Source organism: Novosphingobium sp. KACC 22771 (genome assembly GCF_028736195.1).
Lineage (GTDB): Bacteria > Pseudomonadota > Alphaproteobacteria > Sphingomonadales > Sphingomonadaceae > Novosphingobium.
Genome location: NZ_CP117881.1, coordinates 935,228 through 962,173 on the forward strand (window position 1 = coordinate 935,228; position 26,946 = coordinate 962,173).

Annotated in this window: 28 protein-coding genes; 7 read left to right on the forward strand and 21 right to left on the reverse strand. The window is 63.6% G+C overall.

Going from position 1 to position 26,946, the window contains the following annotated elements:
* Positions 1-18: 18 nt before the first annotated feature.
* The 4 genes from PQ467_RS04080 to PQ467_RS04095 all read left to right on the forward strand — a co-directional run bounded on the left by PQ467_RS04080 (position 19) and on the right by PQ467_RS04095 (position 4,536).
* Positions 19-471 (forward strand): MarR family winged helix-turn-helix transcriptional regulator, encoded by a 453-nt coding sequence (locus PQ467_RS04080; RefSeq protein ID WP_274175277.1) that lies wholly within the window; start codon positions 19-21, stop codon positions 469-471.
* Entirely contained in the window at positions 468-1,730 is a 1,263-nt protein-coding gene (locus PQ467_RS04085) for an MFS transporter (protein ID WP_274175278.1), read from the forward strand. Before PQ467_RS04080 ends, PQ467_RS04085 begins: the two co-directional genes overlap by 4 nt.
* A gap of 189 nt (positions 1,731-1,919) precedes the next feature.
* Positions 1,920-3,617 (forward strand): hybrid sensor histidine kinase/response regulator, encoded by a 1,698-nt coding sequence (locus PQ467_RS04090; RefSeq protein WP_274175279.1) that lies wholly within the window; start codon positions 1,920-1,922, stop codon positions 3,615-3,617.
* A 4-nt stretch (positions 3,618-3,621) separates the two neighbouring features.
* A complete protein-coding gene (locus PQ467_RS04095; RefSeq protein WP_274175280.1) occupies positions 3,622-4,536 on the forward strand; it encodes a response regulator transcription factor in 915 nt (304 codons plus the stop codon).
* 225 nt (positions 4,537-4,761) lie between these two features.
* Here PQ467_RS04095 and PQ467_RS04100 read toward each other — a convergent pair whose 3' ends face one another.
* A complete protein-coding gene (locus PQ467_RS04100; protein ID WP_274175281.1) occupies positions 4,762-5,286 on the reverse strand; it encodes a Rid family hydrolase in 525 nt (174 codons plus the stop codon).
* A 309-nt stretch (positions 5,287-5,595) separates the two neighbouring features.
* On the opposite strand from PQ467_RS04100, the gene PQ467_RS04105 reads away from it, so the two are divergent.
* Positions 5,596-8,265: a TonB-dependent receptor plug domain-containing protein gene (locus tag PQ467_RS04105; protein WP_274175282.1), complete on the forward strand. Its 2,670-nt coding sequence runs from the start codon at positions 5,596-5,598 to the stop codon at positions 8,263-8,265.
* Positions 8,266-8,726: 461 nt separating this feature from the next.
* On the opposite strand, the gene PQ467_RS04110 is transcribed toward PQ467_RS04105, so the two are convergent.
* Positions 8,727-8,930, reverse strand: coding sequence for a hypothetical protein (locus PQ467_RS04110; protein WP_274175283.1), 204 nt, complete (start codon positions 8,928-8,930; stop codon positions 8,727-8,729).
* 388 nt (positions 8,931-9,318) lie between these two features.
* On the opposite strand from PQ467_RS04110, the gene PQ467_RS04115 reads away from it, so the two are divergent.
* Entirely contained in the window at positions 9,319-9,924 is a 606-nt protein-coding gene (locus PQ467_RS04115) for a hypothetical protein (RefSeq protein WP_274175284.1), read from the forward strand.
* Between the two features lie 43 nt (positions 9,925-9,967).
* Here PQ467_RS04115 and PQ467_RS04120 read toward each other — a convergent pair whose 3' ends face one another.
* Genes PQ467_RS04120 through PQ467_RS04160 form a run of 9 tightly spaced genes read right to left on the reverse strand, consistent with a single transcriptional unit; the run spans position 9,968 to position 17,554 of the window.
* Positions 9,968-10,258 (reverse strand): hypothetical protein, encoded by a 291-nt coding sequence (locus tag PQ467_RS04120; RefSeq protein ID WP_274175285.1) that lies wholly within the window; start codon positions 10,256-10,258, stop codon positions 9,968-9,970.
* The gene (locus PQ467_RS04125) at positions 10,255-10,695 is read right to left on the reverse strand and encodes a chemotaxis protein CheW (protein ID WP_274175286.1); all 441 of its coding nucleotides are present in this window, start codon (positions 10,693-10,695) and stop codon (positions 10,255-10,257) included. Before PQ467_RS04125 ends, PQ467_RS04120 begins: the two co-directional genes overlap by 4 nt.
* 21 nt (positions 10,696-10,716) lie before the next feature.
* Positions 10,717-11,088, reverse strand: coding sequence for a response regulator (locus PQ467_RS04130; protein WP_183627435.1), 372 nt, complete (start codon positions 11,086-11,088; stop codon positions 10,717-10,719).
* 17 nt (positions 11,089-11,105) lie between these two features.
* Positions 11,106-11,657 (reverse strand): chemotaxis protein CheD, encoded by a 552-nt coding sequence (locus PQ467_RS04135; RefSeq protein ID WP_274175287.1) that lies wholly within the window; start codon positions 11,655-11,657, stop codon positions 11,106-11,108.
* A 17-nt stretch (positions 11,658-11,674) separates the two neighbouring features.
* Positions 11,675-12,700 (reverse strand): protein-glutamate methylesterase/protein-glutamine glutaminase, encoded by a 1,026-nt coding sequence (locus tag PQ467_RS04140; RefSeq protein ID WP_274175288.1) that lies wholly within the window; start codon positions 12,698-12,700, stop codon positions 11,675-11,677.
* Positions 12,697-13,578, reverse strand: a complete 882-nt coding sequence (locus tag PQ467_RS04145) for a CheR family methyltransferase (RefSeq protein ID WP_274175289.1) — start codon at positions 13,576-13,578, stop codon at positions 12,697-12,699. Before PQ467_RS04145 ends, PQ467_RS04140 begins: the two co-directional genes overlap by 4 nt.
* A complete protein-coding gene (locus PQ467_RS04150; RefSeq protein WP_274175290.1) occupies positions 13,575-15,758 on the reverse strand; it encodes a chemotaxis protein CheA in 2,184 nt (727 codons plus the stop codon). Before PQ467_RS04150 ends, PQ467_RS04145 begins: the two co-directional genes overlap by 4 nt.
* The gene (locus PQ467_RS04155) at positions 15,755-16,018 is read right to left on the reverse strand and encodes an STAS domain-containing protein (protein ID WP_274175291.1); all 264 of its coding nucleotides are present in this window, start codon (positions 16,016-16,018) and stop codon (positions 15,755-15,757) included. Before PQ467_RS04155 ends, PQ467_RS04150 begins: the two co-directional genes overlap by 4 nt.
* Positions 16,019-16,057: 39 nt before the next feature.
* On the reverse strand, positions 16,058-17,554 hold the full coding sequence (locus PQ467_RS04160) for a methyl-accepting chemotaxis protein (protein ID WP_274175292.1): 1,497 nt from the start codon (positions 17,552-17,554) through the stop codon (positions 16,058-16,060).
* 692 nt (positions 17,555-18,246) lie between these two features.
* On the opposite strand from PQ467_RS04160, the gene PQ467_RS04165 reads away from it, so the two are divergent.
* Positions 18,247-19,278: a chemotaxis protein CheB gene (locus PQ467_RS04165; protein ID WP_274175293.1), complete on the forward strand. Its 1,032-nt coding sequence runs from the start codon at positions 18,247-18,249 to the stop codon at positions 19,276-19,278.
* Positions 19,279-19,446: 168 nt separating this feature from the next.
* Here the strand turns inward: PQ467_RS04165 and PQ467_RS04170 are convergent, their stop codons facing one another.
* The 10 genes from PQ467_RS04170 to PQ467_RS04215 form a co-directional block, all read right to left on the reverse strand.
* The gene (locus PQ467_RS04170; RefSeq protein WP_274175294.1) at positions 19,447-20,049 is read right to left on the reverse strand and encodes a response regulator transcription factor; all 603 of its coding nucleotides are present in this window, start codon (positions 20,047-20,049) and stop codon (positions 19,447-19,449) included.
* 316 nt (positions 20,050-20,365) lie between these two features.
* Positions 20,366-20,743 carry a flagellar export chaperone FliS gene (locus PQ467_RS04175; protein ID WP_274175295.1) on the reverse strand — a complete coding sequence of 126 codons (378 nt, stop codon included), beginning with the start codon at positions 20,741-20,743 and terminating at the stop codon, positions 20,366-20,368.
* A 15-nt stretch (positions 20,744-20,758) separates the two neighbouring features.
* Positions 20,759-22,270: a flagellar filament capping protein FliD gene (gene fliD / locus PQ467_RS04180; RefSeq protein ID WP_274175296.1), complete on the reverse strand. Its 1,512-nt coding sequence runs from the start codon at positions 22,268-22,270 to the stop codon at positions 20,759-20,761.
* A 30-nt stretch (positions 22,271-22,300) separates the two neighbouring features.
* Positions 22,301-23,464 carry an EscU/YscU/HrcU family type III secretion system export apparatus switch protein gene (locus tag PQ467_RS04185; protein ID WP_274175297.1) on the reverse strand — a complete coding sequence of 388 codons (1,164 nt, stop codon included), beginning with the start codon at positions 23,462-23,464 and terminating at the stop codon, positions 22,301-22,303.
* A 4-nt stretch (positions 23,465-23,468) separates the two neighbouring features.
* Positions 23,469-24,251 carry a flagellar biosynthetic protein FliR gene (fliR, locus tag PQ467_RS04190; RefSeq protein ID WP_274175298.1) on the reverse strand — a complete coding sequence of 261 codons (783 nt, stop codon included), beginning with the start codon at positions 24,249-24,251 and terminating at the stop codon, positions 23,469-23,471.
* Positions 24,252-24,263: 12 nt separating this feature from the next.
* Positions 24,264-24,548 carry a flagellar biosynthetic protein FliQ gene (locus PQ467_RS04195; protein WP_168604284.1) on the reverse strand — a complete coding sequence of 95 codons (285 nt, stop codon included), beginning with the start codon at positions 24,546-24,548 and terminating at the stop codon, positions 24,264-24,266.
* Positions 24,548-25,318 carry a flagellar type III secretion system pore protein FliP gene (gene fliP, locus PQ467_RS04200; protein ID WP_274175299.1) on the reverse strand — a complete coding sequence of 257 codons (771 nt, stop codon included), beginning with the start codon at positions 25,316-25,318 and terminating at the stop codon, positions 24,548-24,550. Before fliP ends, PQ467_RS04195 begins: the two co-directional genes overlap by 1 nt.
* Entirely contained in the window at positions 25,315-25,641 is a 327-nt protein-coding gene (locus PQ467_RS04205) for a flagellar biosynthetic protein FliO (RefSeq protein ID WP_274175300.1), read from the reverse strand. The genes fliP and PQ467_RS04205 overlap by 4 nt, the downstream gene beginning before the upstream one ends.
* A complete protein-coding gene (gene fliN, locus PQ467_RS04210; RefSeq protein WP_274175301.1) occupies positions 25,641-25,970 on the reverse strand; it encodes a flagellar motor switch protein FliN in 330 nt (109 codons plus the stop codon). Before fliN ends, PQ467_RS04205 begins: the two co-directional genes overlap by 1 nt.
* Complete coding sequence (locus PQ467_RS04215) at positions 25,967-26,905, reverse strand: flagellar motor switch protein FliM (RefSeq protein ID WP_274175302.1); 939 nt, start codon at positions 26,903-26,905, stop codon at positions 25,967-25,969. Before PQ467_RS04215 ends, fliN begins: the two co-directional genes overlap by 4 nt.
* Between the last annotated feature and the right edge of the window lie 41 nt (positions 26,906-26,946).

A 26,946-nucleotide genomic window follows, 5' to 3' on the forward strand; every position in this document is an offset into this window, starting at 1 on the left:
ACGGGGGATATGATGTATATGCATCATGAATCTCTCGCCAATGCCCCCTGCGCCTGCACCAGCCTGCGCAAGGCGACCCGCACGCTCGACCGGCTCTATGACGCGGCGCTAGCGCCCCATGGCATCACCACCACGCAATTTGCCCTGATGCGCAATATCGAGCGGGCAGGGGCGATTGTGCTCAATCAACTGGCCACGCTTTTGGTGATGGACCGCACCTCGCTCTATCGCACGATCCGCGCGATCGAGGAGGCGGGATGGGTGAGCATCACCGATGGTTCCGGAAAGGCGCGACTGGCGCAGATCACCGATGCGGGCCGGACCATGCTGCGCGCCGCCGAGCCGGACTGGGAGGAATTGCAGGCGCAGATCCATGATCGGCTGGGCGGCGAGGGTTGGGCCCGTCTGATGGAGATGAGCGGGACGATTATCAGCCTCGGCCAAAACGCGGGCCGGGAGGCGCGGGCATGAGCCGCCGTTTCCACCCCGCCTTTCTGGTGGCGGCGATCACCTTCCTTGCGCTGCTGGTTTCTGCAGGCGTGCGTTCCGCGCCCAGCGTGATGATCGTGCCGCTGCAACTCCATTTCGGCTGGGACCGGGCCAGCATTTCGGCCACCGCCGCGCTGGGTATCTTTCTCTATGGTCTGGTCGGGCCCTTTGCCGCCGCGCTGATGATGAGCGTGGGCGTGCGGCGGGTGATGATGGTGGGCCTTGCGCTGATGGGCGCCTCGGCGCTGGCCAGCCAGTATATGACGCAAGCATGGCAATTCACCGCGACATGGGGCGTGGTCTCCGGGCTTGGCACGGGCATGGTGGCCAGCGTGCTGGGCGCGACCATTGTCAACCGCTGGTTCGCGCGCAATCAGGGGCTGGTCATGGGCATCTTTGCCGCCAGTACGGCCACAGGATCGCTGATCTTTCTGCCTTTCCTCGCGTGGTTGACGCAGGGCGGGGCATGGGTGGGCGTGGTGCGCACGGTGGGCATTGCCTGTTTGGCGCTGGTGCCGCTGGTGGCATGGCTGGTGCCCGAAAGCCCGGTCAGCGCGGGCGTGGGCCGCTTTGGCGAGGAGCCGGGCGCCAATCCGCCGCGCAAGCAGAGCGGCAGCCCGCTCTTTGCGCTCCAGATCCTGTGGAAGGTGCGCGGCAATGGCACGTTCTGGCTGCTGTTCGGCACGTTTTTTGTCTGCGGCCTGACTACCAACGGGCTGGTGGGGACGCATCTGATCGCGTTTTGCGGCGATCACGGCATTGCGCCCGTGGCGGCGGCGGGGCTGCTCTCACTGATGGGCCTGTTCGATCTGGTGGGGACGACCGCATCGGGCTGGCTGACCGACCGGCATAATCCGCGCTATCTGCTGGCGGTCTATTACGGCCTGCGCGGGTTGTCGCTTATCGCTCTGCCTTTCATGGATTTCGGGCCGGTCTCGCTGGGGGCCTTTGCGATCTTCTATGGGCTGGACTGGATCGCCACGGTGCCGCCAACGCTCGCCATCGCCAATCGCAGCTTTGGCGAGGGCGAGGCGCCGGTGGTGTTCGGCTGGGTGGCGGTGGGCCATCAGGTGGGCGCGGCGGTGGCGGCCTTTGGCGGCGGGCTGGTGCGTCAGGAATGGGGCAGCTATTCCCCCGCCTTTATGGTGGCGGGCGTTTTCGGGTTGGTGGCGGCGCTGGCGATGATCGTGGCGCGCGATGGCCAAAAGTCACGTTTGGCGGCGGTTGCGGCCCCGCTTTGACCCGATGAACCCTTGCCAGTCAGTTTCCAAAATGCAACATAAGGTTACATAGAAAGATAAGCGCAAGGCAGGGTTGTAAATGGGTCGAATTGAGTGCGGGCGGGCCGTGATGGCCTTGCTGCCCTTGGGCGGCATCCTGATTTCAGGGGTCTGTTCTTGCGCCCTGCGTTGGGAGGGCATCGCCTGATCATGCCCCATTATCCCAAGGCTGCGGCCGCCACCGAGCTTGAGAGCGACGCCTCCGACCATCTCGATACGGCCGAAATCGGCGCAAGGCGGCTGTTGGGCGCAGGGTTGATGGGGGCTCTGGTGGTCGAGGCGGTGTCGGGCCTTGATCTTTTGCGCAGCCCTCTCGATCTGGCCCATGGCGTCACATTGGCGGCCATGCCCGCGTTGGCGGGGCTGGGGCTTTATACATTCCGCCGGTGGCAGGCGTGCCACGCCAGCTGGCGCATGGCCGCATCGACCATTCATGAGCATGTCAAGGCGCGGCAGGCCGCCGAAACCGCCAACGAGGCCAAGAGCCGCTACTTGGCCAATGTCAGCCACGAGATCCGCTCGCCCCTGAACGCGATCTATGGCTATGCCCAATTGGTCGAGCGCAACGACGGCGCGGGTGCGCAGGAGGCGGCCACCGTCATCCGTCGCTGTTCCGAACATATCACCAGCCTTGTCGAAGCCTTGCTCGACATTTCGCAGGTTGAGGTGGGGGTGATCCGGGTCAAGCCCGAGCCGGTGCGGCTGGATCAGTTCATAGAGCAACTGATCCGCATGGTGCGTCCGGCGGCCAGCGCCAAGGGGCTGGAGTTCCATTACGAGACCAAAGGGCGTCTGCCCGCCGTCGTGCGGATGGATCAGAGCCGGTTGAAGCAGGTTCTGCTCAATCTGCTGCTCAATGCCGTCAAATACACCGATCACGGATCGGTCACGCTGTTCCTGCGTTATTCGGGGCAGGTGGCGACCTTTGAGGTGCGCGACACCGGGCCCGGGATCCGCGAGGAAGATCAGCGCGCGATCTTTGAACCCTTTGACCGGGGCGGCAATGATGCGCTGCATTCGCGGCCCGGCGTGGGGCTGGGGCTGGCGATTGCGCGGGCGATCATGGGCATTCTGGGCGGCCAGCTCGAATTGGCCGGGACGTCGGACGAGGGCACCTGCTTCCGCCTGACCATCATGCTGGGCGAGGTGGCGCAGACCACCAGCCAGCCTGCGAAAAAGCGCGAGGTCAGCGGTTATCTGGGCCGTCGGCGCCATGTGCTGATCTGTGATGACGATGCCGAACAGCGCAAGTTCCTGACCGAACTGCTCACCTCGCTGGGCTTTGTGGTGCAGGCCGCGCCCAATGGCGAAACCGCCGTCGCGCTGGTGGAAAGCGAAAGCGCGCCCGCCTTTGATCTGGCGATCCTGGACATTTCGCTGCCCGGCATCGATGGATGGACCACGGCCCAGCATATCCGCGACCGCTTTGGCGATGATATTCGCATCCTGATGCTTTCGGCCAATGCGGGCGAATTCCATCGCCCCGAAACGCGCAAGCCCGTGCATGATCAATTCCTGGTTAAGCCTGTCGCCTTCAATCAGCTGATCGAGACGATCGGGGGGCTGCTCGATCTGGCATGGGGGGTCGAATCCGAACCGGTGCGCGCGCCTTTGCCGTTGTTTTCGGCAAGCGAGGAGAAAAAGCCGTCGGATTTGGGTACAACCGAGGTCGCGGACCGCACGGCAAGGCTTCGCGAATTGCTCAGAATAGGTTATGTGCGGGGCCTTGAGCAGGAAATCCGCCAATTGGCGGCCCAGCCCGAAACTGCCGATTTGGCCGGAAAATTGTTTACATGCCTCGATCGTTTTGATCTGAGCGGCATGACGCGCATACTTGAGGAGTGCTAACTGCATGTCGCTGCCTGTTCATACGCAGACCGTGCTGGTCGTCGATGACGAACCGGATTCGCTGCGCATGCTCACCGCTGCGCTGGAAGGCGCGGAGTTGAGCGTTCTGGTGGCGACCTCGGGGCAGGCCGCACTCGATCTGTTGGGCCATATCCTGCCCGATCTGATTTTGATGGACGCGGTGATGCCGGGCATCGACGGGTTTGAAACCACCGCGCGGATCAAGGCGCGGCCCGAACTGGCCAATGTGCCCGTGATCTTCATGACCGGCCTGACCGAGAGCGAGCATGTGGTCGAGGCGTTTGAGGTGGGCGGCACCGACTATGTGCGCAAGCCCGTCAATCTGATGGAGCTGATCGCGCGCGTGCGGGTGCATATGGCGCAGAGCCGCGCGATGCATGCCAGCGTGGCCAGTCTTGATGCCACCGGACGCCTGATGATGGCCACCGATGCGCAGGGGCGCATGCTGTGGTGCACGCCGCGCGCCGAGCAGGCCATCGCGCGGCTCGTGCCCGACTGGAACCGCGAGGGCGGCTTGCCGCCGGCTGTGGGGCTGCTGGTCGAGCGTTTGCTGCAACGCGGGGGCAAGCCGGGTTCGGCGGTGAAGGGCGAATTTGGCGAAAGTTCGCTCGAACTGCTGGTGATCGCCCATTACCGCGAGAATGAGGTGCTGATCCGCCTCAATGAGATCAGCCACGAACAGAATGTCGCAAAATTGCGCGACAGTCTGGACCTCACCCAGCGCGAGGCCGAGGTGCTGCTGTGGGTGGGCTATGGCAAGGCCAGCAACGATATTTCCGACGTGCTGGATATCAGCCCGCGCACCGTTCAGAAGCATCTGGAGCGGATTTATGTGAAGCTGGGCGTCGAAAAGCGCTCGGCCGCCGCCGCCATCGCGATCAGGATTATCGAGCAGTAAGATCCCGGTGCCAGCCCTCTCCCCCGGCCCTGCTGCCCTATCAGGGTAAGCTATTGGGTGGCAGGGCCGGGGGAGAGGGCTGGCGCCGCAGGCAAATCGCGGAGGCGATTTGCCGACTGACAAAACTGTCGCCGCGCCACCTGAATGGCGAAGAATGACGCGGCGACAGGCACCGGTCCGACCATCGCGCCAGGACCGGTGCTATCTCTTCCGATTATGCGGGTTTTACTTCTTGGGCTTGGCGGCGGGGGCGGGCTTCTTGGCGGCAATCGCCTCGATCTCGATCAGGAATTGCGGCGCCACCAGATTGGCCACCTGAAACGCCGAGCGCGCCACGGTGTCGGGATTTTCCGCGCTGCCGAAGAATTCCTTGAAACCGGCATTGGCCCCGGCAAAGTCGATCTTGCCCAGCTTGGGATCGGCGGCGATGAACAGCGTCATCTTGACCACGTCCTTGATCGAATAGCCCTGCGATTCCAGCTGCTTCTTGATCTTGTTCAGCACGCTGACGGTCTGCGTCTTGGTATCGCCGAAATCCTCCATCGTGGTGGCCTTGGCCGGATCGATGGGCGAGGCAAGCTGGCCGGAGAGGAAGTAGATTTCATTGCCGGGCGCCACGCGCACCCCGTCCAGGATAAAGGCCGAGGGATTGGTCTTGATGCGAGTCACCTGCGCCTGGGCCGGGGCCGCCGCCATCACGATCGGCAGTAGAGCGGCACATCCGGCGGTTTTCAGCATTTTACGCAGCATAAATAGGCTTCCTCATGTTCCATGGCATGCGCCGTTTCGGCGGCATATCAGCGATCATATTGGCGCGATTTTGCCCGATGAACAGTCCAGTTTCGCAAGCGAACAGGCCGGTACGCAAATCGGCGTATGGGCATTTTGGACGGAAAATTGTGCATTTGCGAAAGGCGATGGCGTAGAGGGAAACTGCGTCGTCCGCCTCGTCACGAATGTTTTAAAATTTTCGCCGCGTACCAAATCAAAAGCGAAAGCGCTTTTGGTGACGGGTTCTTGCTGCTTTGCAGCAGGCGCGGCCTGTTCAGGGGGACTTTCATGCACGCCATCAAGAAGGTTGCGCTCGCAACGCTGCTGTCCAGCACCGTTCTGGGCGCGACTTCGGCCTTTGCCGCCGAACCTGCCGCCGCCGCTGCCGCCGAGGAAGGCACCGCGATCATCGTGACCGGCACGCGCACCACGGGGCTCAAGGCGGGCGACAGCCCGGCCCCGGTTCAGGTGCTCAGTTCCGACCTGATGGCGCGCGCGGGCCGCTCGGACATCAACACCGCGCTCTCGCTCTCGGTGCCCAGCATCCAGATCCAGACCTTTGGCAATGACATGACCGCGTTCCACCCCTCGGTGAAGCTGCGCGGGCTTAACCCCAACCACACGCTGGTGATGATCAACGGCAAGCGTCGCCACGGCACCGCCAACGTGGTGGTGACCAATGCGATGTGGACCGGTGCGGCTGCTCCCGACATGGGCCTCATCCCGATGGAAGCGGTGGAGCATGTCGAAGTGCTGCAGGACGGCGCGGCGGCGCAATATGGCACGGACGCGGTGGCGGGCGTGGTCAACCTGATCCTGAAAAAGAAGGACAAGGGCGGCTATATCAGCGGCTCGGTGGGCCAGTATTATGCGGGCGACGGTTTCAACTATGAACTGGCAGGCAACATCGGCATGGCGCCGGTGGAGAACATGTATCTTAACCTGACCGTTCAGCATAAGGTCAAGGATTACAGCTTCCGCGGCGATCTCGATCCGCGCGTGGTTTCGGGCACGACGCAGGGCGCCACGCTGCTCTCGCGCTTTCCGGGTCTGACGTCTGCGGCCAATTATCCCTATGTGAACCGCATCTTTGGCGATGGCCGCATGGCGCTCACCAACATGTTCTACAACATGGGCTATACCGGCATTCAGGATATCGAGATCTACTCTTTCGGTTCCTATTCCACCCGCACCGGCAGCACCTATCAGAACTACCGCCTGCCCAACGTGGTCTATGGGCAAAGCGCGGTGGTGGCTCCGGCAGCCGGTTCGCTGGCTTCGGGCGATATTCCTTTCCCGCTGGGCTTTTCGCCCCTTGAGGCGCTCAAGGAAACCGACTTTGCCTGGACGGGCGGGGTCAAGGGCACGTTTGGCAAATCGACGGTCGATCTGTCCGCCACCTATGGCAAGGACGTGAACAAGGTTTACGTGGTGAACTCGGCCAATGCCGCGCTCTATTACGACTCCTCGACGGCCACCCGCGCCGGTTATACCCCGCGCGATGTGTATGACGGTTCGTTCACCGCCTCGCAATTCACCGTCAACCTCGATGGCACCCATGAACTGGAAGTCGGCCTGTCCGAGCCGGTCCATCTGGCCGCGGGCGGCGAATGGCGGCGCGATACCTACGCGCTGGGCGCGGGCGAGGCGGCCTCCTATTATGTCGGCACCGGCAAGCTTGCAGGCGGTATCCAGTCCTTCTTCGGCTATTCGCCCGCCAATGCCAGCAACAACAGCCGCACCAACTTCTCGCAATATTTCGATGTCTCGTTCAAGCCGGTTGCCAAATGGCTGGTCGATGGCGCGGTGCGTCATGAGCATTATTCCGACTTTGGCGACACCACTGTCTTCAAGCTGACCAGCCGCTATGATTTCAGTCCGGCGATTGCGGTGCGCGGCACGGTTTCGACCGGTTTCCGCGCCCCCACGCTGGCCGAAGGGTTCTATTCGGGCATCAACGTCGGCCCGGCTTCGCTCTCGGGCGTGTTTGCGCCCAATTCGGCGGGCGCCTCGGCGCTGGGCATTTCGGGCCTCAAGCCGGAGAAGTCCACCAACCTCAGCCTCGGCATCGTGCTCAACCCGCTGCCCAAGCTGACGATCACGATCGACGCTTACTCGATCTATCTGCGCGATCGCATCGTGCAGTCCTCGGGCTTCCTGGGCTATTCGAACAATTGTAAATACCTGCCCGGCGGTTTCTCGTCCTCGACGAACCTGAGCGCCGCGCTGGCCAGCTTCAAGGCTTCCAATCCCACCTCGGCCTGCCCCAACAGCGTGATTGTTTCGCCCTCGGTGCTGACTGCACTGTATAACAATGGCGTGCCGATCACCTCGATTATCGACACGATCAACGGCGGCCAATCGGGCTCGCTGACGATCAACTCCTTCGTCAACGGCCTGCGTACGCTGACGCGCGGTGTCGATTTCCTCGCCACCTATAATACCCGCGCCTTGGGCGGCCGTGTCGATCTGTCGCTGTCGGCCAATTACAACGAAACGACGGTCAAGGGCACCAACCCGCCGCCCTCGAACATCAACCCGGATCAGGGCATTTTCGACAAATATTCCAAGTCTGCTCTGACCGACACCACGCCCAAGTGGCGCGCGACCTTTAACACCTATTGGGAAAGCGGCAAGTTCAGCGTCAACCTGCGCGAATCGGTCTATGGCCCCGCCAAGCTGCTGGCCCAGACCGCGCAGAAGGCCGAGGACTACTATCAGCGCGTCGGCACGATGTTCGTGACCGATCTGGAAGGCACCTTTGCCTTTACCCGCGACATCAAGTTCTCGATCGGTGCGAACAATCTGTTCGGCATCTATCCTGACAAGATCCCTGCTTTTGCCCGTCAACAGCAGTTCGATGCCGCCTCCACCGCCTATGTCAGCCAGTATCCTTCCTTCTCCTCGGTGGGGATCAACGGCGGCTATTACTATGCCAAGCTGGGCGTGAAGTTCTGATCATCTGATCGGCGCTGCGCGCCAAGCAAAAGGGCCGCCTTGGGGTCATCCCCTTGGCGGCCTTTTGGCATGTGCGGCGCAAAAAGAAAGCAAGCCGGCAGCGATGGGGTCGATGCGTCGCTGCCGGCTTGTTCACCTGCGCAAGAACGCAGGTGAAGGGGGTGCAGCCCCGAAGGGCTGCGTTTGGAAAATTGTGGGTCCCACCGGCGGGGACGGCCAACTTTCCTTTTCCGTCTATCCGTCCCTTTTTCATCCATCCGGCATGCCGGAATGCCGGGAACGGCAGGTGCATTCGCCATGCGACTGCCCTCCCGTTGTAGCCACCGCCTTCAGCCGTCGATCTGGCAGGGGGCAAACCGCCGACGGCTGGATCCTATCGACCCCGCACGCGATGGGTTTGGGCAAAATGGTGATCGGATTGTTGCGCCGGGGCCTCGGCCCGGTCGCTCATGAAACATGGATCAAAGCGGCGTGGTGATCACATCCTGACCGGGCGGACCAAACACCACCGCAGCCGGGTTGATCCCCGCATGCCGCCCCACCGGCGCCCGAACGGCGCGGTAGGCGAGTCTCGCTTTTACCGGGGCATCAAAATCCCCGGTCGCCGGCAAAGCGGCGAGCATGAAACACATGGCATCTTCTCCTGTGAACAGAATACTGTTCATGACCGCCAGAGATTTTCGGTGAACCACGCCGATGGCGAAGTTGACGTCAAATCCACTGTTGGCCGCCCTTTTGGGGCTTGTCTTGGTAATTAGTACAAATGCCTTGCTGCATCAACAGGAATTGCATGCTGCGCCGCAAAGTTGCGGCGGAATCTGTTGCTGCATATGCGAGATAGTGATGGATTCACGATTCGCGCGCCGATGCGGAATGATATGATGCGGTGCGGGTGCGCGATCACGAATGGCGCCAAATCCGTCCCATATTGTGACTTGTCGAGCGCGGCCTATCTGTATAACTACTTGTTAAGTCTCAAAGCGGAACAGTTCGCGCGCATTAACTACATCCGTTATCGTTGATTCCTTTCGCGGCGCGGCGGATGAAATGGACATGACCCAACGCACCCACACCCCCACCAAAGCCTTGACCATGACGATCAGCGAATGGCGCCTGCGCCTGGCTGAATTGTGTCGCGATTGTGTCCTGGCCGACTCGGATGCCGAGGCTGATTGCCTGCGGCTGGCTCATGCGCTGATGATGCAGGCGCCCGAGAATCCTCGCGCGGTCAACGGCTTTGACCCGGCTGTGGTTCTCTCGCACCTGCCTCCCATGGCGCGGATCGAATGCCTGATCGAAGAAGGCGCGCTTGAGAGTGTGGCTTTGTCATTGCTGCCTGAGGATGCCAGCTATCTGATGTCGCGTTCGATCGATGGCGCGTGGCTGGCCTCGGTCTTCCTGCTCGGGATGGAGGAGGACCTGACCTCGCAAGGGGGCAGTCTGGCCATGGCGCTCACGTCGGCCCTGCTTGCCGCGCTGGCTCAGGTGACCCAGGGCGAAATGGCGGCCCCGCGCGAGCGTGAAATCCGGCCGCAGCCCGCCGAGATCTGGGCCCCGGCTGCGGACGCCTGGCCGCAAGGCGGCGAAGGCTGGCCGCAGGGCGGTGATGCCGGCGCCGACAATCCCTGGCAGCGGCCCGCCGGGACGCTGCTCAACTGAAGCTCGAAAGGGGGCAATGCACCGGCCGCAATGCCTCCCTTGATCAATGCGCGCGCGGCGCGGCAAAGCGTGCCTTGAGCGCCTCGACCCCGATTGTATCGACCGCCGAAAGCGGACAATCGGCATGCAGCAGCGTGGCCAGCCAGCGCTGTTTTTGGGCGATAAGGTCAATCGACTGCAGCGTGCCGACATGATGGGCGATGATCGCCGGATCAAGGCAGAGCGTGGTGCCCAGTTCCTCGATCTCGGCGGCCAGTTCGCCCAGCACATCGGCCACCGTGGTCAGATGCGCGGCAATTCGGGCAGGATCGGGCATGGCGGTATCCTCGGTCATGCGGCCTCGCCAAACTCGTCGCCATCGGCCAGAGCCGCCAGATTGAGCACCATCACCATGCGATCCTCGATCGCGGCCAGCCCTTCGATAAAGGAAATGATGCTGTCATTGGCGGTGGTGGGCGGGGGCTGCAGCGTGTCTTTGTTGATGGTCACGATGTCGCTGACCGAATCGACAATCAGGCCGCACACCTGCGCGCCCAGTTGCGTGACGATGATCGCATGGCGCGGGGTCGGCTCGGTCGGCGCCCAGCCCAGCCGCGCGGCCAGATCAATCACCGGCAGCACCGAGCCGCGCAGATTGACAACGCCCGCCACATAATGCGGCACACGCGGCAGACGGGTGGCCGGGCTCCACGCGCGGATTTCGCGGATGGCCATGATGTCGATGCCGAAAACCTGCCCGCCGACTTCGAAAGTGATGAGTTCACGGTGCATGGAATCGCTCCTTTGGCAATATCAGTGGGAAACGCGGCGCACGGCGGCGACCAGCTTTTCCGGGTCAAACGGCTTGACGATCCAGCCGGTGGCGCCGGCCTGGCGGGCGCGGGCCTTCTTTTCTTCGCTGGATTCGGTGGTCAGCACCAGAATCGGCCGGTCGCGGTGGCGGTTGCCCTGACGCAGTTTTTCGATCAGGCCAAAGCCGTCGAGGCGGGGCATGTTGATGTCGGTGATGACCACATCAACCTCGTTGAGCGCCAGCCATTCGAGGGCGACCTCGCCGTCCTCGGCCTGCGCAACGTCAAAGCCCTGGCTGGTCAGCGCATGGTTCAGCAGGGCGCGCATGCTTGCGCTGTCGTCAACGGTCAAAATGCGGGTAGTCTTGTCCATGGGCAGGGTCACTTTCGTTAAAACAGTTCGACATCGCCGCGCGAAACGGCGGGGCGCACGATGGGTTTGGGTTCGGGGGCCAGAGTGTTTTCCACCGTCCGACAGCGCACCTGGCCGCGCGCAGGGCGGAAATCGACGCGCCTTGCATTCATCCCGCCCAGATCCTCGCGCACCACGGTGATGCGCTCGCTGGCCAGAAAGGTGCGGGCGAATTCGGCGTTTTTGGTGCCGATCCGGGCAAAGCCGCTGTTAAGATTGGCGCCCCCGTAAAGATGGGCGCGCATCCGCGATTTGGCCGCGCCATGGGCCAACATCTCGTTGATCAGCAGTTCCATCAGATAGACGCCGTAATGTTCGTCGAAATCGCCGCTGTGGGTGTTGGGCGGCGGTTCGGCCAACAGAAAGTGGTTCATCCCGCCCACCTCGATCTGGGGATCAAACAGGCATGTGGCCACGCAACTGCCCAGCACGGTGGAAAATTCCACACGCGGCCCGGCCGAAACGCGGGCCTGGCCCTGAAGAATGTTGATCCGCGTGACCGGAGAGGCGGGGGAGGATTCAGGTGGCATGGTCGGTTTCCCCCGATTTACGAAAAGGCATGTTGGGCAATCCGGCCCAGCGGAGCGACGACCTGCGCCGCGCCCAGTGAAATGGCGACGCGCGGCATGCCGAACACGGTGCAGCTGGCCTCGTCCTGGGCAATGGTCAGCGCGCCGGCCTGGCTCATGGCCAGCAGCCCCTTGGCCCCGTCCGCGCCCATGCCGGTCAACAGGATGCCGATGGCATCGGCCCCGATCCGCTGCGCCACCGAGGCAAACAGCGCATCCACGCTGGGCCGGTGGCCCGAGATCAGCTCGCCCGGCCGCAGCTTGGCATGAAGCGTGTTCGTGCCCGCCACCATCAGGTGGCGATCATCGCCCGGCGCCAGATAGATATGCCCGCGTTTGAGCGGCATGTCGGGTTCGGCCAATTGCACCGTTGCGGGCGAGGCCTGATTGAGCGTGCGGGCAATCGCGGGCGCAAAGCGCGCATCGACATGCTGAACGATCAGCGTGGGTGGGCAATCCTCGGGGAAATTGCGCAGCAATACCTGCAGCGCCTCGACCCCGCCTGTGGACGAGCCGATGGCGATCACGCGGGTGTTGGTGCGGCCCTGGCCGACGCTGATGGCGCGGACGGGATCGGCCATGTGGTGGACCTCGGGCGCGCGGCGGCGCACGGTCACTTGCGCGGCCTGACGCACCATTCCGGCCAGTTTGCCGCCATCCTGCATCGCCGCGCCCGAATAGTCGGTCTTGCAATAGCAATCGACCGCGCCCAGCGCGAGCGCGCGGGCCGTGGCATCGCTGCCCGCGGCGGTAAGGCCCGAAACGATGATGACCGGCATGGGCCGCAGCGTCATGATCTTGTCAAGGAAATCGAGGCCGTTCATGCCCGGCATTTCGATGTCCAGCGTCACCACATCGGGCTCAAGCTCCTTGATAAGCTGGCGCCCCTCGGCGGCATTGTTGGCAAGGCCCACCACCTGAATATCCGGATTGCCCGACAGGCGCGCGGCCAGCACCGCGCGCATCGTGGCCGAATCATCAATGATCAAGACGCGGATCGTCACCGACCTCTCCTGTGATAAATCGTGGGGCCGACCGGTTCGAGCAGACCCTCGGCAGGGCCCGACACGCGCTCCGAATGGCCGATATAAAGAAACCCGCCGGGGCACAGCGCCTCGGCAAAACGGGCGACCAGCCGGTCCTTGGTCGGTTGGTCGAAATAGATCATCACATTGCGGCAGAAGATGACCTGAAACGGACGGCGCATCGGCCAGTCACCCTGCAAATTCAGCCGTTTGAACTGAACCAGCGAGCGCGCCTCGGGCCCGATCACCATCTCCTTGCCCTGCGTACTGGTCCAGTTCTGGCGCAGATCGGCGGGCAGGGCGTCGCCGTCGCTGGCGCCATAGCGCCCCTCACCGGCCTTTTTCAGCGCATGGTCGGCAATGTCGCTGGCCAGAATGCGGATGTCGCGGCGAGCGATCTGCGCGCCCTCATGGCGATCATGGCCCAGCATGGTCATGGTCAGCGAAAACACCTCCTCGCCGCTCGAACATCCCGCCGACCACATGCGCACCGCCTCGCCATGGTTCAGATCGGCCAGCAATTGCGGGCGCGCAACGCGGGCGAAATGTTCGAAATGATGCGCCTCGCGGTAAAAGAACGTGTGGTTGGTGGTCAGCGCGTTGATCGTCTTGCGCCTTTCGCCAGCATCCACCTCGACATGGCGGATATAGGCGGCAAAGGTGCCAAGGCCGCTGGCGCGCACCAGCGGGGCGAGGCGCGAATAGACCAGCATCGCCTTGCCCGCAGGCAGCATGATCCCCGCCTCGCGGTACACGATCGCCGCCACGGCCCGAAAGTCCCGCTCGTCATAGACGCCGGGGCTGATGCCGGGCATGGCATCGGCGAATGTGCCTGCAAGATCGGCCGTGATGCTCATGCCGCTTCCAGCCCGAAACCGGCCGAAACCGCGCCCTGGACCAGCGTATCGACATTGAGGATCAGCGCCACGCGCCCATCGCCAAGGATGGTCGCGCCCGCCACACCGTCCACATTGCGGTAATGGGTGTCGAGGCTCTTGATGACGAACTGGCGCTGGTCCCAGATATTGTCGACCAGCAGCGCGGCCTGTCCTGCGCTTTCGGTGTCCACCACGATCAGCACGCCCTGCGAGGGATTGTCGACCGCATCATAGGCGCCCACCGCCTCGGCCACGGAAACCACCGGAATGAACCGCCCGCGCACGTTGAGCATCTGGCGGCTGGAGCCCAGGCCCTGCACATCCTTGGGTTCGGGGCGCAGGCTTTCGACCACATGGGTCAGCGGCACCACCAGCGTCTGGTCACCCACCTTGACGATCATGCCATCGGAAATGGCCAGCGTCAGCGGGAGGGTGAGGATGAAGGTCGTGCCCTTGCCCTCTTCGGATTCGATGGAAATGCGCCCGCCCAGATCCTTGACGTTCTGGCGCACCACATCCATGCCCACGCCCCGGCCCGAGACATTGGTGATGGTGGCCGCAGTCGAAAAACCGGCGGCAAAGATTAATTGCTCGATCTCTTCCTTGGACATCACGGCGTCGGGGGCGACGATGCCCTTTTCCACCGCCTTGGCAAAGACGCGGGCGCGGTTGATCCCGGCGCCATCGTCGGCAATCTTGATCAGGATGCGGCCCGAACGATGCTCGGCCGAGAGGGTCAGCGTGCCTTCCGGGCTCTTGCCCTTGGCCAGACGGTCCTCGGGGCTTTCGATGCCATGGTCCACCGCATTGCGGATCAGGTGAGTCAAAGGCTCGCCCAGCCGCTCGATGACGGTCTTGTCCAGTTCGGTGGTCTCGCCAAAAACCTGCAGGTTCACATGCTTGCCCGTGCTGGCCGACAGTTCTCGAAGAATGCGGGGCACGCGGCTGAACACGCTGCCGATGGGTTGGGCGCGGATCGACATCGCGCTTTCCTGAATGTCGCGCGTCAGGCTTTCCAGCAGGGTCAGCTCCTCGACCGACTGGACATTCTCGTTCTGGAGCCGCTGGGCCAGCATCGCCTGGGCGATCACCAGTTCGCCCACTGTGTCGATCAGCTTGTCCAGCTTGACCAGATCGATGCGGATCGATTGGCCCGGCGCGGGGGCGGCGGGCGACGCGCTGCCAGAGGCGGCGGCGGCTTCGGGCGCAACGGGCGGAGCGGCGGCGGGCGCCGGAGCCGGGGCCGCGCTGGCCGCAACGGGAGCCTGCACGGCAACGGGCGCGGGCGCAACCGCCTTGGGCGCAGAAGGCGCGGGGGCGGGCATCGCGGCGGACGGTTCGAACTGGATCGGCGGGATCGTTGCCTCCGGGCCGATGGCGATCGGGCAATCATCGCCCACAAAATCAAAGATGTCGCGCACGCTGGCTTCCGAGACATCGTTGGGGACCAGATAGGTCCAGCCCAGATAGCCCTGATGCGGATCGAAATCATCGAGCGCGGGGATCGAGGTCAGGTCGCATTCGCACGCCACCGCGCCTAGCGCGGCCAGTTCGCGCAGCAGCAGCAACGGTTCGCCGCCATTGCGCATCGCGCCCGCGTGGGGGCGCAGATGCACCTTCCACCCGCTCGGCCCGTCTTGCGCAGGCGCCCCCCCGGCCAGATCATTGAGCAGATCATCGAGATCCAGGTCGCTGGTCATGTCGTCTTCGTCAAAGGTGACGGCATGGGTGGCGGCTTCGGGTGCGACCGGGGCATTGGCCCTCTGTGCGTTTGCCCCCTGTGCATTCGCCATCGCGCCTTCCATCTCGCGGATCAGCGAGGCGTCCTCGGGCGGGCTGCCGCCATCGCGCGCGGCCGTGACATGATCGGAAAGGACATCGAGCGCGCGCAGCAGCAGATCGATCAGCGTGGGCGTGATCGGCACCAGATTTTCGCGCACATCCGAAAGCAGCGTTTCAAACGTGTGGGTAAAGGCCTGAAGCGCCTCAAAGCCGAAAGCGCCCGCGCCGCCCTTGATCGAATGCACCGCGCGGAAAATCGCGTTGACGGTGTCGCTGTCCTGGGTTCCGGCCTTGCATGCGGCCAGACCCTGCTCGGCCGAGGCCAGCGATTCTTCGCATTCGACGAAGAAGATCCCCTGAATTTCTTCCGGGCTCATACCATGTTCCCTTCAAACAGCGCGTTTTCCAGACCCGTCAGCCGGGCCGCCTCACGCAGGGCGGAGGACGGATTGATCGTCGCGCCATCGCCGGTGCGCCGCGCGCTGAGCAGCAGTTGCAGCATGGCCTGACCGACCTGTTTGGTCTCACTGGCGTCGATCGAGAGCGGCCCGGCGCCCAGCGCGGCCTGAAATTCGGGCAACAGCGCCTCGGTGGCGGCCCGGTCGCATCGGGCGGGCAGGACAATCTTGCGCATCATGCAAATTCCCGTCTTGGGGTTGGGGCTTGGCCCAAAGGATCAGAATTCCGACCAGTCATCGGTGGCGGCTTCGGCCTGCGGCTTGATGGCCAGATTGCCCTGAACCATGCCGCCTGCCGCGCGCGCAGGCGTGGCGGTGGCGGTGGCGGTGGCCGCAAGGCGCGGCGCGCTGCGGGCGCTTTGGCGGACAAAGGGCACGGGGGCTTCGTGGCTCTGATGCCCGCGGCCGGGCGAGGCATAGCTGTCGGGCGCTCCGTCCATGTGGAACCGGCTGACCACGGTGTTCAACTCGCGCGCCTCATCGGCCAGACTGCGCGCGGCGGCGGTGGCTTCTTCCACCATGGCCGCGTTCTGCTGGGTCACGCGGTCCATGTCGCCAACGGCGGTGTTGACCATTTCCAGCCCGCTGGCCTGAACATCGGCATTTTCGGCGATCTCGCCCACAAGGCCCGTGATTTCGCCCACCCGGTTCACGATCTTGCCCAGCAAGGTGCCGGTTTCGCGCACCAGCGTCACGCCGCCTGCGACCTGCTCGCTCGATGTGGTGATCAGCGACTTGATTTCCTTGGCCGCATCCGCGCTGCGCTGGGCCAGGGCGCGCACTTCATTGGCAACGACCGCAAAGCCCTTGCCCGCATCCCCGGCCCGCGCCGCTTCCACCCCGGCGTTCAGCGCGAGGAGGTTGGTCTGGAATGCGATGCCGTCGATGACGCCGATGATCTGGTTGATTTCCTGCGCGCTGCGTTCGATGGCCGACATGGCCTCGACCGCGCGGCTGACGACCACGCCGCCCTCGGTGGCTTCGACATGGGCCTCGGTGATCGACTTTTGCACATCAAGCGCGCTGCGGGCGCTCTCCCGCACGCCCTCCGTCACCTGATTCATCGCCGCGGCGGTTTCCTCCAGCGTGGCGGCCTGCTGCTCGTTGCGATGCGACAGGTCGTTGGAGGCGGTGTGGATTTCATTCGCCCCGTTCAGGACGTGGAGCGCGCTGGCCGCAACCGCGGCGATCGTGTCGGACAAAGAGGCGACCGCCGTGTTGAAATCCTTGCGCACCTGATCATAACGGCCGGGGAACGGGTTGCCGATATGGCAATCCAGCTCGTTGCGGCCCAGTTTGCGCAGGCCCTCGCCCACCTGGTTGAACAGCGTTTCGAGATGCTGATACTGCTCGTTTTGCGCTCTGCGCTCATGCGCGGTGGCGCGGAAAACCTCCATCGCGCGCGACATGCGGCCGACGCAATCGCCATATTCGGTGTGGCGGATCGCCGTGTCGAGATCGCCGGAGGCCAGGTCCTCCATGCGCACCACGGATGCGACATAGGGGGCCGAGATGATCCGCCCCGCCACGGCCACGCTCAAAACGGCGAGCGCCATGGCGCCCGCCGAGATCGCAATGGCCGCCCCGGCAGACAGCGCGCCATCGCCCTCAAGCAAATTGGCCGCAACGCTTGCCGTGCCCAGCGCCGCCACCAGCGCCGTCAATGTATGAAATTTGGTCCGGATCGGAGCCTGCTTTGAAAACCAGTCGAGCATTGTCTGTTCCCTCGGCGTTGGTCCCGGGTATTGTGAGAGGCCCGAAAGACACGCTTTCCCTTGTGGTTAATCATAGGCATTGGTTGGCAACGTCATGTTTGCGCGTGCCTCTGTAGAATCGCGGGGAATTTGCCCCGCCATCTTCACGCAGCGGTAGAAACTTGGCCGCGATGGCGCGTAAATTCGGGCTTTTGCCCGCGCGGCGCGGGGCCAGGGCGCGCAGCATTCGTTTCGTTTCATGCCGGCGCGGGGCTGGCATGCGGCGGGTTCGGAATGTCCAAAGCGGTCCTTCAACGAATCGCCCACGCGCCGGTGCGGCGGGGGGAAGGCAGATGCCGGGGTGGCAGAATAAGCCGTCACGCCAAATATCGTTAAGGCCCGCCACGACGCATGCGTTCAGAGGGGCGGGACAAATCGCCGCATCGTGACCCCTGCGGATGACAATGCGCAGTTGCAGGCGCGCTTCAGTTGCGGCTTGTTCTTCACCCGTAAACGACAATACGAGTCTGAATTTGCGGGATTTTCCGCGATCCCCTGCGCCTTTTGCCCCGCGCCGCACCCTGTCATGCTTAGGCGGCGATTAGGCCTAACCCCCTAGTCAGGCGCGGGTATTTGCTTTGTGAATCACGGTTAAACATGGCGACACAGGCCGCGATGGCCACTGTATCAAACCAAGACGGGAAGTTGCGACAATGAACGATGCACGTGTGCTGGTTGTGGACGATTCTGCCGCCATGCGAGCGCTGTTTTCCGATGTGTTGGAGCAACAGCGCAATGTGACCGTGATCGGCACCGCCGCCAATGCGGACGAGGCCCGCGACCAGATCGCCCAGCTCAAGCCCAATGTGGTGACGCTGGACGTGGAAATGCCGGGCATGAGCGGCATCGAGTTTCTGGAAGAAATCATGTCGACCAACCCGCTGCCTGTGGTCATGCTCTCCTCGCTGACCCAGAGCGGGACCGAGACTTCGCTCAAGGCCTATGCGCTGGGCGCGGTGGAATGTTTTCCCAAGCCGCTGAAAGCCACGCCCGAGCAATTTGCCAAGACCGTGGGCAAGCTGGGCAAAATCGTGCTGGCCGCCGCCAATTCCAATGTGAAGGCGCAAAAAACCAGCCACCGCGAGGCCCGCCATAGCGAAGTGCAGTTCACCTGGAACGGTCACTATTTGGCGATGGCCACCTCGATGGGCGGCATTGATGCGTTAACACAGATGCTGGTCGATTTCCCCGCCGAATGTCCGCCCACGGTGATCGTGCTGCAAAGCGAGCCTGCGCTGGTCGATACATTTATCGCGCGCATGGCGGGCGAATTGAAGTGCAAGATCGCCATGGCCAAGGATGGCGCCACGCTGACGCCGGGCATGATCCATATTGCCGCCGATCCGGAAAAGCATGTCGTGTTCGAACCCGGCACGCCGCCGCGCCTGCGCATGGTTCAGCGTGATCCGGTCGATGGTGCGCGCCCCTCGGCCACGCTGCTGTTCGGCACGATGGCGCGTGCGGGGGTGCCTGCCGTCGGCGCGATCCTGACCGGCATGGGTGGCGACGGGGCCAAGGGGCTGCGCCTGCTGCGCGATGCCGGATCGCGCACCTTTGTCGAGGATCCCGCCACCGCCACCGTGGGCGAAACCCCGGCAGCGGCCGTGGCCGCCAATGCGGCGGAAAAGGTTCTCCCGCTCGATGAATTGGGCGTGGCCTTGATGGCATCGTGTAATCAGGGCTGAGGCGCAAAGAGGCCGCGCTGCGCTGTGTAGCGGCGGCCTCTGTACGGGGTGCAGATCGCACCATTTCCGATGGTTTTGCCCTTATTGGGCCGATCAAGAAAAGCGGCGCCCCCGTGGAGCGCCGCTTTTCTTTGCCACCAGCTCCACGCCGACGGATCGAAGCCGGGATCAACTGACCAGAGCCGCCTCAATCGCAATGCGGATCGCCTCGGACGTATGGTTGGCGCCCATTTTGGTCAGCATGTTGGCGCGGTGGATTTCCACCGTGCGCGGCGAGATCGAGAGCTTTTCGCCGATCATCCGGTTGGACAGGCCGCCCGCCACGCCAGCCAGCACCTCGCGCTCGCGCTTGGTCAGGCGGTCGACGCGGCTTCGGGCCAGCGCCTCGCGCAGCTTGGCGCTGCCAAAGACTTCGGCCTTGGCCTCGGCCTGTTCGACCACGCCGATGATTTCCTCGCGCGTGAAAGGCCAAGAGACATAATCGATTGCGCCTTCGAGCACGGCGCCGACAACCTGCCGCGTGCTGGGCTCCTGGGCAAAGCCGATGACGGGAAGCCATTGGCCCAGCCGACCCATTTGGGCCAGCAGCATACCGATCGATCGGCCGTCATCATGCACCAGCAGCAGCCCGGATTTGGGCCAGCGTGCGATCAGTTCGGATGGATCCTCGAAAGGTTCGACATGCACGGCGCTGCCCGCAAGCAGGTGCGAAATGGCAGCGCGACGGCGGACGTCTCCATCGACGAGAAAAAGGCTGGTCCCGTTATTCAATGTAACCTCACCCCCTGAATTGGCCTTGGTTAATGCCTAGCAAATTTTGCCTAGGCATTGGATGTTAACTGGCTCCGTTACGGCGTAGCGTTCGATCCAAAACCGTTTCATTCATAGGGATATAGGTGCTTATCCTTATTCTCGGCCCTCATGGCTTGATGGACTACGGTCTAACACCGAATATGGCCTGCCTAGTTCTTGTATTGAAGGAATTTTTTCTTTCGGTCCGTCATAGTGACCTTAGAACATCGGCCCAAAAATTTTCACAGCCGCATGAATTTCATCGGTCCGATGATCATCAGGCGGTCATATGCCCTCAATGGGCGGCCCGGTTCATGCTTTCGGAGATGTCGATGAAGTCCTGCCGCACCTGGGCGATAGTATCCGCGTCGAAATCCAGCACGCTGTCGAGTACCGCGCGGCGCGTGGCGGTGTAGAAGTGAATCAGTGCCCCCGCGATCCCATCCTCGCCCGCCACGCCCATATGCAGCGCGTTGAGCGCCGAAATCGCGCGGGTCAGCATCTGGCTCTTCATCTGATTGTCGCCGCGCTGCGCCGCGATCAACGCGCCGCCCAGCGAGGAGACCAGCTGTTCATAGCACAGGCGCACCAGTTCGCCCGGCGTCGCCCCGGAAACACGGGCATCGAAATCCACCCGGCGATAGACTTCGCCAGGATTGCGGCGGGCTAGCATGTCGAGCGGTCCTTCTTAATTGTTCGTCTTGTTCCACGCCGCGATCTGATTCTTCAGATAGCTCAGCGTAGAATTGGAGTTGGCCACGGTGCTGTTGGCGGCGGCATATTGCGTGATCAGCCTTGCGCGCAGCGCCGCCTGCTGGTCGCCCAGCTTGGTTTTCTGCGTGGTCAGCGTCGTCTGTTGGGTGGTATAGCGCGTGATCGATCCGGCCAGCGATCCGGTGTCGGTGCTGGTGGTCAGCGATGAGGTCATTTTATAGACGGTGCTGTAGATGCCGTTGACGCCCTTGGTGAACATCGCGGCCACCGCCGTCGGATTGTTGGCCAGCGCCTTGGCTAGCTTGGCCGTGTCCAGCGCGAAAGAGCCGTCCTTCTTGGTCGAAACGCCCAGATCAGCGAGCGTTTTGGGCTCGCCGTCGGCGGCGTTTTTCATGATCGTCGTGCCCGCCAATTGCGAAAAGGCGCGCGAGACGGCCTTGGCGCCCTGATCATTATACAGGTTGCCGGTGGCGGCCGACATGTCGGTGTTCAATTCGGTCATGATCGCATTGAGCGCGCCGACCAGATTGGACATGGTCGAGGTGATGCCGCTGGACGGATCGGAATAGGTGATCGTGGTGGGATTGCCGCTGTTGGTGCCCGTCAGTTTCAGCGAGAGGCCGGGGGCGGCATTGTCGATCGTGTTGCTGTTGCTGGTCCGCGCAATGCCGTCCAGCTTGTAGGCGGCATCGCCTGCGGCCTGTTGGCGGCTGATGGTGGCCGATGCCGCGCCCGGATCATAGGCCAGTGTGCTCAGGCTGCTGGCCCCGGTGCTGGCCCCGGTCGAGGTGTCATTGGCGGTGATGGTAAAGCCGTTGGCGGCCCCTTCCGTCCCCTTGAACACCAATTGCGATCCGTTGGCGTTGGTGGCCACATAGGCGGTGACGCCCATGCGCGCGCTGTTCACGGCGCTGGCCACCTGGGCCAGCGTGGCGCCATCGGCAATGGTGATGGTCTTGGACGTGCGGCTGGCATCGGGGGTAAAGGTGGTGCCGTTGCTCGTGCCGAAATCAAAGGTCAGCGTGCCTGCCTTCATCGTGGCGGCGCCCGCTGAAAAGCCGGTGGTGGCCAACACCTGCGGCTGGGCCAATGCGGTGACTTCGAGCGAATAGGTGCCGGTGATGCCGCTGCTGCCGCTGGGCAGCGTGGCGCTGGCCACCGAGGCGTTGGTCACGTTGGGCGCGGGCAGCAGGTTGCCGCTGTCGATCAGCGAGGAAAAGGACGAGGAGAGCGTGAGCAGATCGCTCTTCAACTGCGAGGCCTGCGAGATCTGGAGCGCGACGTTCGACAGGCGGCTGTTGAGCGCGTCGGTCTGGGTGGCATATTGCGCGGTGGCGATGTTGGTCGCCATGGCGGTCATGTCGATCCCGGTCCCCACGCCCAGCGAGGTGAGCAACTGGGAGCCGACCGAACCGGCCGATTGGCTGGTCGTCGTCGTCGTGGTCGACGCCGTGCTGGTGCTGGATGTGGCGCTGGTCGTGGTCATGGGTGAAAGAACGTCCGATGGAGGCGCGACTTAAGGGGCGGCGAAGGGATCATAATCATTGGCGGGATCGGGGCGCCCATCGCCGTCGAAACGCAGGTCGACCGGCACGTCGATAGTGGGCGCAGGGCGGTTTTCGCCGCGTTTGAGGGCAAAGACGAAGGACAGGACCGCCGCGACCGCGATATAGAGTTCCTCGCGGATCATCTGCTGTTCGCGGGTGGTGTAATAGATCGCGCGGGCAAGGCCGGGAAATTCCAGACAGGGCAGCGCGCGTTCGCCCGCCAGTTCGCGGATCGCCAGCGCCTTTTCGCCCCGCCCCTTGGCCAGCACATAGGGCGCGGCGGCCACTTCGGGATCATAGGTCAGCGCGACGGCGAAATGGGTGGGGTTGGTGACCACGAATTGCGCCTTGGCCATGGCGGTGGCGATGGCGCCCATTGCGACCTGACGCTGGCGGCGTTTTTGCGCGCCCTTGGCCTCGGGGCTGCCTTCCTGCTGCTTGTTCTCCTCCTTGATTTCCTCAAGGCTCATGCGCAGCCGCCGCATCCGGCGGATCCATTGCACCGGAAAATCGAATAGGGCGATAATGATCAGCCCGCCCGACAATTGAAACAGCAGGCTGGTCAGCGCATCCCACGCAAAATTCAATTGCCCCGCCAGCCCCACCGCGCCCAGTTCGAGCATCGGCTCGATCCGCGATCCGGCCCAGAACCACGCGATCGCGCCCAGCAGGCCCAGCTTGAGCAGCCCTTTGCCCACCTCGATCCAGCCATTGGCGCCAAACATGCGCTTAAACCCCGCCATCGGGTTCAACCGGCTGAATTTGGGGGCAACATTGCTCATCATGAAACGCCCGCCCGGCGAGGGGCCGAGCTGGGTGATGATCGCCATGGCCGCCATCAGCAGGCCCAGCACGAGCACCGGGGGCGCTGTCAGCCACAGTGCGGTGGCGGCCATGCGCGCGGGGTTGAAATCCTCGATGATGCCCCGGTCCCAGGTAAAGCCGGTCCGCATCACCTGGGTCAGCGCATCGAGCATCCAAGGCCCGGCGGTGCGCAAGAAGGCGGCGGCCAGCAGCATCGTGATCGCCACGGCCAAATCGCGCGAGCGCAGGACGTCGCCGTTTTCGGCGGCCTCTTTCAGCCGCTTGGCGGTTGGGGCATGGGTCTTTTCGCCGGGGCCTTCCTCTGCCATGGCCTTATGCCCCGATCATGCCCGCGGCGGCGCGGATCGCATCGGCCGACAATTCAACCATCCGGTCGGTCAGCATCGGGCTGGTGGCCAGCAAGGCGGCAAAGCCGGCGGCAATCGCGGCGGGCAGGCCCAGCGAAAACAGGTTGAGCGCCGGGGCCGAGCGCGACAACACCCCCGCCACCACCAGCACCAGCAGCAACAGCAGCGTCACCGGCAGCGCCATGGCGACGGCGGTGGCAAACAGCACCGAGCCGAAGGAGAGGATCGCCTGTATCCGCTCCGGCCCGATCCATGTGTGGCCGGGCGCAAAGACCTCATAGCTTTTGACGACCAGCGCGATCCATTGCAGATGACAGCCAAGCCCAAAGAACACCAGCGTCAGCACCACGGTGAAATATTGCCCCAGCGCGGGCGAATGGGTGCCGTTCTGCGGGTCAACGGTCGAGGCCATCGACAGGCCCATGCCCGATCCGATCAGCTCGGCGGCAATCGCCGGGGCGGCAAAGGCGAATTGCAGGACAAAGCCCATCACCGTGCCCACCAGCACCTCGCCCGCCACGGCCAGCATCCCTGAGAGCGAGAAGAGATGGGCGGGCATCGCCGTATCGGTCCAGGCCGCCACCAGCACGGCAATCGCGCCCGCCGTAATCACGCGGACCTGCACCGGAATGTTCATCATGCCGAAAAAGGGCGCGGCCACCAGCGCGGCCCCGATCCGCGTCATCAGGAACATCCAGCGGAAGAATTCATCCTGAAGCGGGCCAAAGCCGAAATCGAGGCCGATCATTGCGCGCCGCCCCTATTGACCGGGCATCGCGCCCAGATGGGCGATGGCGGCAAAGATCTCGCGGGCGAAATCCTCGATCAGGCCCAGCATCCCCGCGCCAAACAGCACCAGCACCAGCCCGGTGGCGACCACCTTGGGGATGAAGGTCAAGGTCTGTTCGTTGACCGAGGTGGCGGCCTGAAAGATCGAGACGACAAGGCCGACGGCAAGGCTGGTGAGCAGCACCGGCGCGCCGCACAGCGCGACCACATAAAGCATCCGGTCGGCCAGCGCGAGGAGGGGAGAGGTCTCGTCCATCAGTTGAACGAGGCCGCAAGGCTGCCCATCAGCAGCGCCCAGCCATCGACCAGCACGAAAAGCAACAGCTTGAACGGCAGGGAAATCATCGCCGGGCTGAGCATCATCATGCCAAGGCTCATCAACACCGCCGAGACCACAAGGTCGATCACCAGAAAGGGCAGATAGAGCATGAAGCCGATCTGAAACGCGGTCTTCAATTCAGACGTGACATAGGCCGGCAGCAGGATCGAGAAGGGCACATCCTCGGGCCGGTTGAATTTGGGCGCCTTGGCCATATCGGCAAACATCTGCAGGTCGGCGCGGCGCGTCTGGCGGATCATGAAGGCGTGAAATTCCACTCCCGATGCCGCAATCGCCTGCTGGGCGTTGATCTGCCCCGCCGAATAGGGGGCGATCGCATTGGCGTTCACCTTGTCGAGCGTGGGCGTCATGATGAAAAGCGAGAGGAACAGCGCCAGCCCGATCAGCACCTGATTGGGAGGCGATTGCTGCAACCCCATCGCTTGGCGCAGGATCGAAAAGACCACCAGCACGCGCGTAAAGCTGGTCATCATCAGGATCAGCGTGGGCAGGATCGAGAGCAGGCCCATGATGAGCAGCATCTGCATCGAGAGCGTCATGCCGCCCCCCGGCCCGCCGTTCATCGAGGTAAAGGCCCGGTCGAGCGCGCCGGGAATCGCCGACCCCGGCGGGGCCGCCTGCGCCATCGCCGCGCCTGCGTGCAACAGCATGGGGATCGCCAATAGGGCGCGGCTCATCCGCCTCATTTGTCGAGCCTCCGCAAGGTCTGGGCGAAATCGGCACCGTCGCGGAAATTTTCCTCAAACGCCTCGCCGTCGATCACCTCAACCTCGGACAGGCGCGTCATGCCATGGCGCGTGCTGGCCACCAGAATCTCGCGCCCGTGAAAGGCGATCACCGCCAGCTTCTGGGTCGGGCTGAGCATCACGGTTTCCACGATGCGGATACGGCGGCCCTGCCCGGCGGCCATAAAGCGCGACTGGAATTTCTGCGACAGTTTCAGGCTGCCCCAGATCATGCCGCCGATCAGCGGCAGGAGGATCAACAGCTTGGCGATATACCACAGCATTATTCGGGATCCGCGGCCCTGCCGCGACCGCGCGCGGTGGGTGAGGGCATTTCGGGGCTGTCCTCGGCGCCCGCCATTTCGACAATGCGCAGGCCAAAGCGGTTGCCCTGCGCCACGATCTCGCCCTTGGCGATCACCTTGCCGTTGACCATCACGTCGAGCAGTTCATCGGTCAGCCGATCGAGCAGCACCACGCTTTCCTCGCCCAGCGCCAGCACATCCTTCAGCTTCATGTCGGTGCGGCCCAATTCGACCGAGAGGCGCACATCGACATCCTTGAGGAAGTCAAAGCCGCGCGCGCCAAAGCCCTGCGAAGTTTCAAAATTCATGGGTTGTTCCTCTCATCGGTAAAGGCTTTGTCGATTTTCACGGCCACGCGGTCGTCCATCGTGCCCACGGTGCCATGGGCAATGGTGTTTTCGCCCACGCGCAGCGGGATCTGGCGCGACACCGCCACGGGCAGGATGACGCCCGGCGCCAGCGTGGCGATGGCCGGAAAGGGCACGCGCATATCGACCAGCACCGCGCTGAGCGTGACGGGCACATCGCCAAAGGGCGCGGCCATCGGATCGCCGCGATAATAGGGCGCGGCGCGGCGCGCGGGCTTTTCGGCATAGCCAAAGATCCGCCCCAGCGTGGCAAAGGGCATGGCCACGGTCATCAACCATGGCAGCACCCCGCCATCGTCCACCTCCAGCGTAAGGACCGCCAGCGGCAGATTGTCGTCAAAGGGCGAAAGGTCGATCAGATTGCCGCTGCGGCGGATGGCGGTGACGTCTGGGATCTGGGCATCGGCGGCGCGTCCGGCGGTGGCCGCCACGGCCGCCATCAGATGTTCGGCCAGTAGCACTTCAAGCCGGGCAATCATCAGATCGGCCGCAGGCGGAAATTGCTTGGGCAGGGGGGCCGGGGCCTCGCCCTTGCCGCCAAAGGCGCGATCGACGATGCGCAGCACAGGTTCAGCCTCAATCGAGACCAGCATCGGCGTCTGCGGCCCGCCCACCGCCAGCAGGCTGTTGGCGGCCAGCGCGGCAATCGAGGAATTCAGGCTGGACAGCTTGGAGTCGCGCGGGCTGGTGCAGCTCACAATCGGGGCCTCGCCGCCCATCAGCGGGGCAAAGGCGCCTGACAGGCGGCGGGCAAAACGCTGGCCCATCCGTTCCAGCAGGTGCAGCAGGTCTTCGGGCGCGGGGCCGCGTTTGAGCAGCTCTGGGCAATGCTGGGCCAGGGGGCGCTCGGCGATGAACTCGCGCTGCGGTTTCATGATGCGGGTCTCCGGTCGCTCTGGCCGTTTATCGGGGGTGA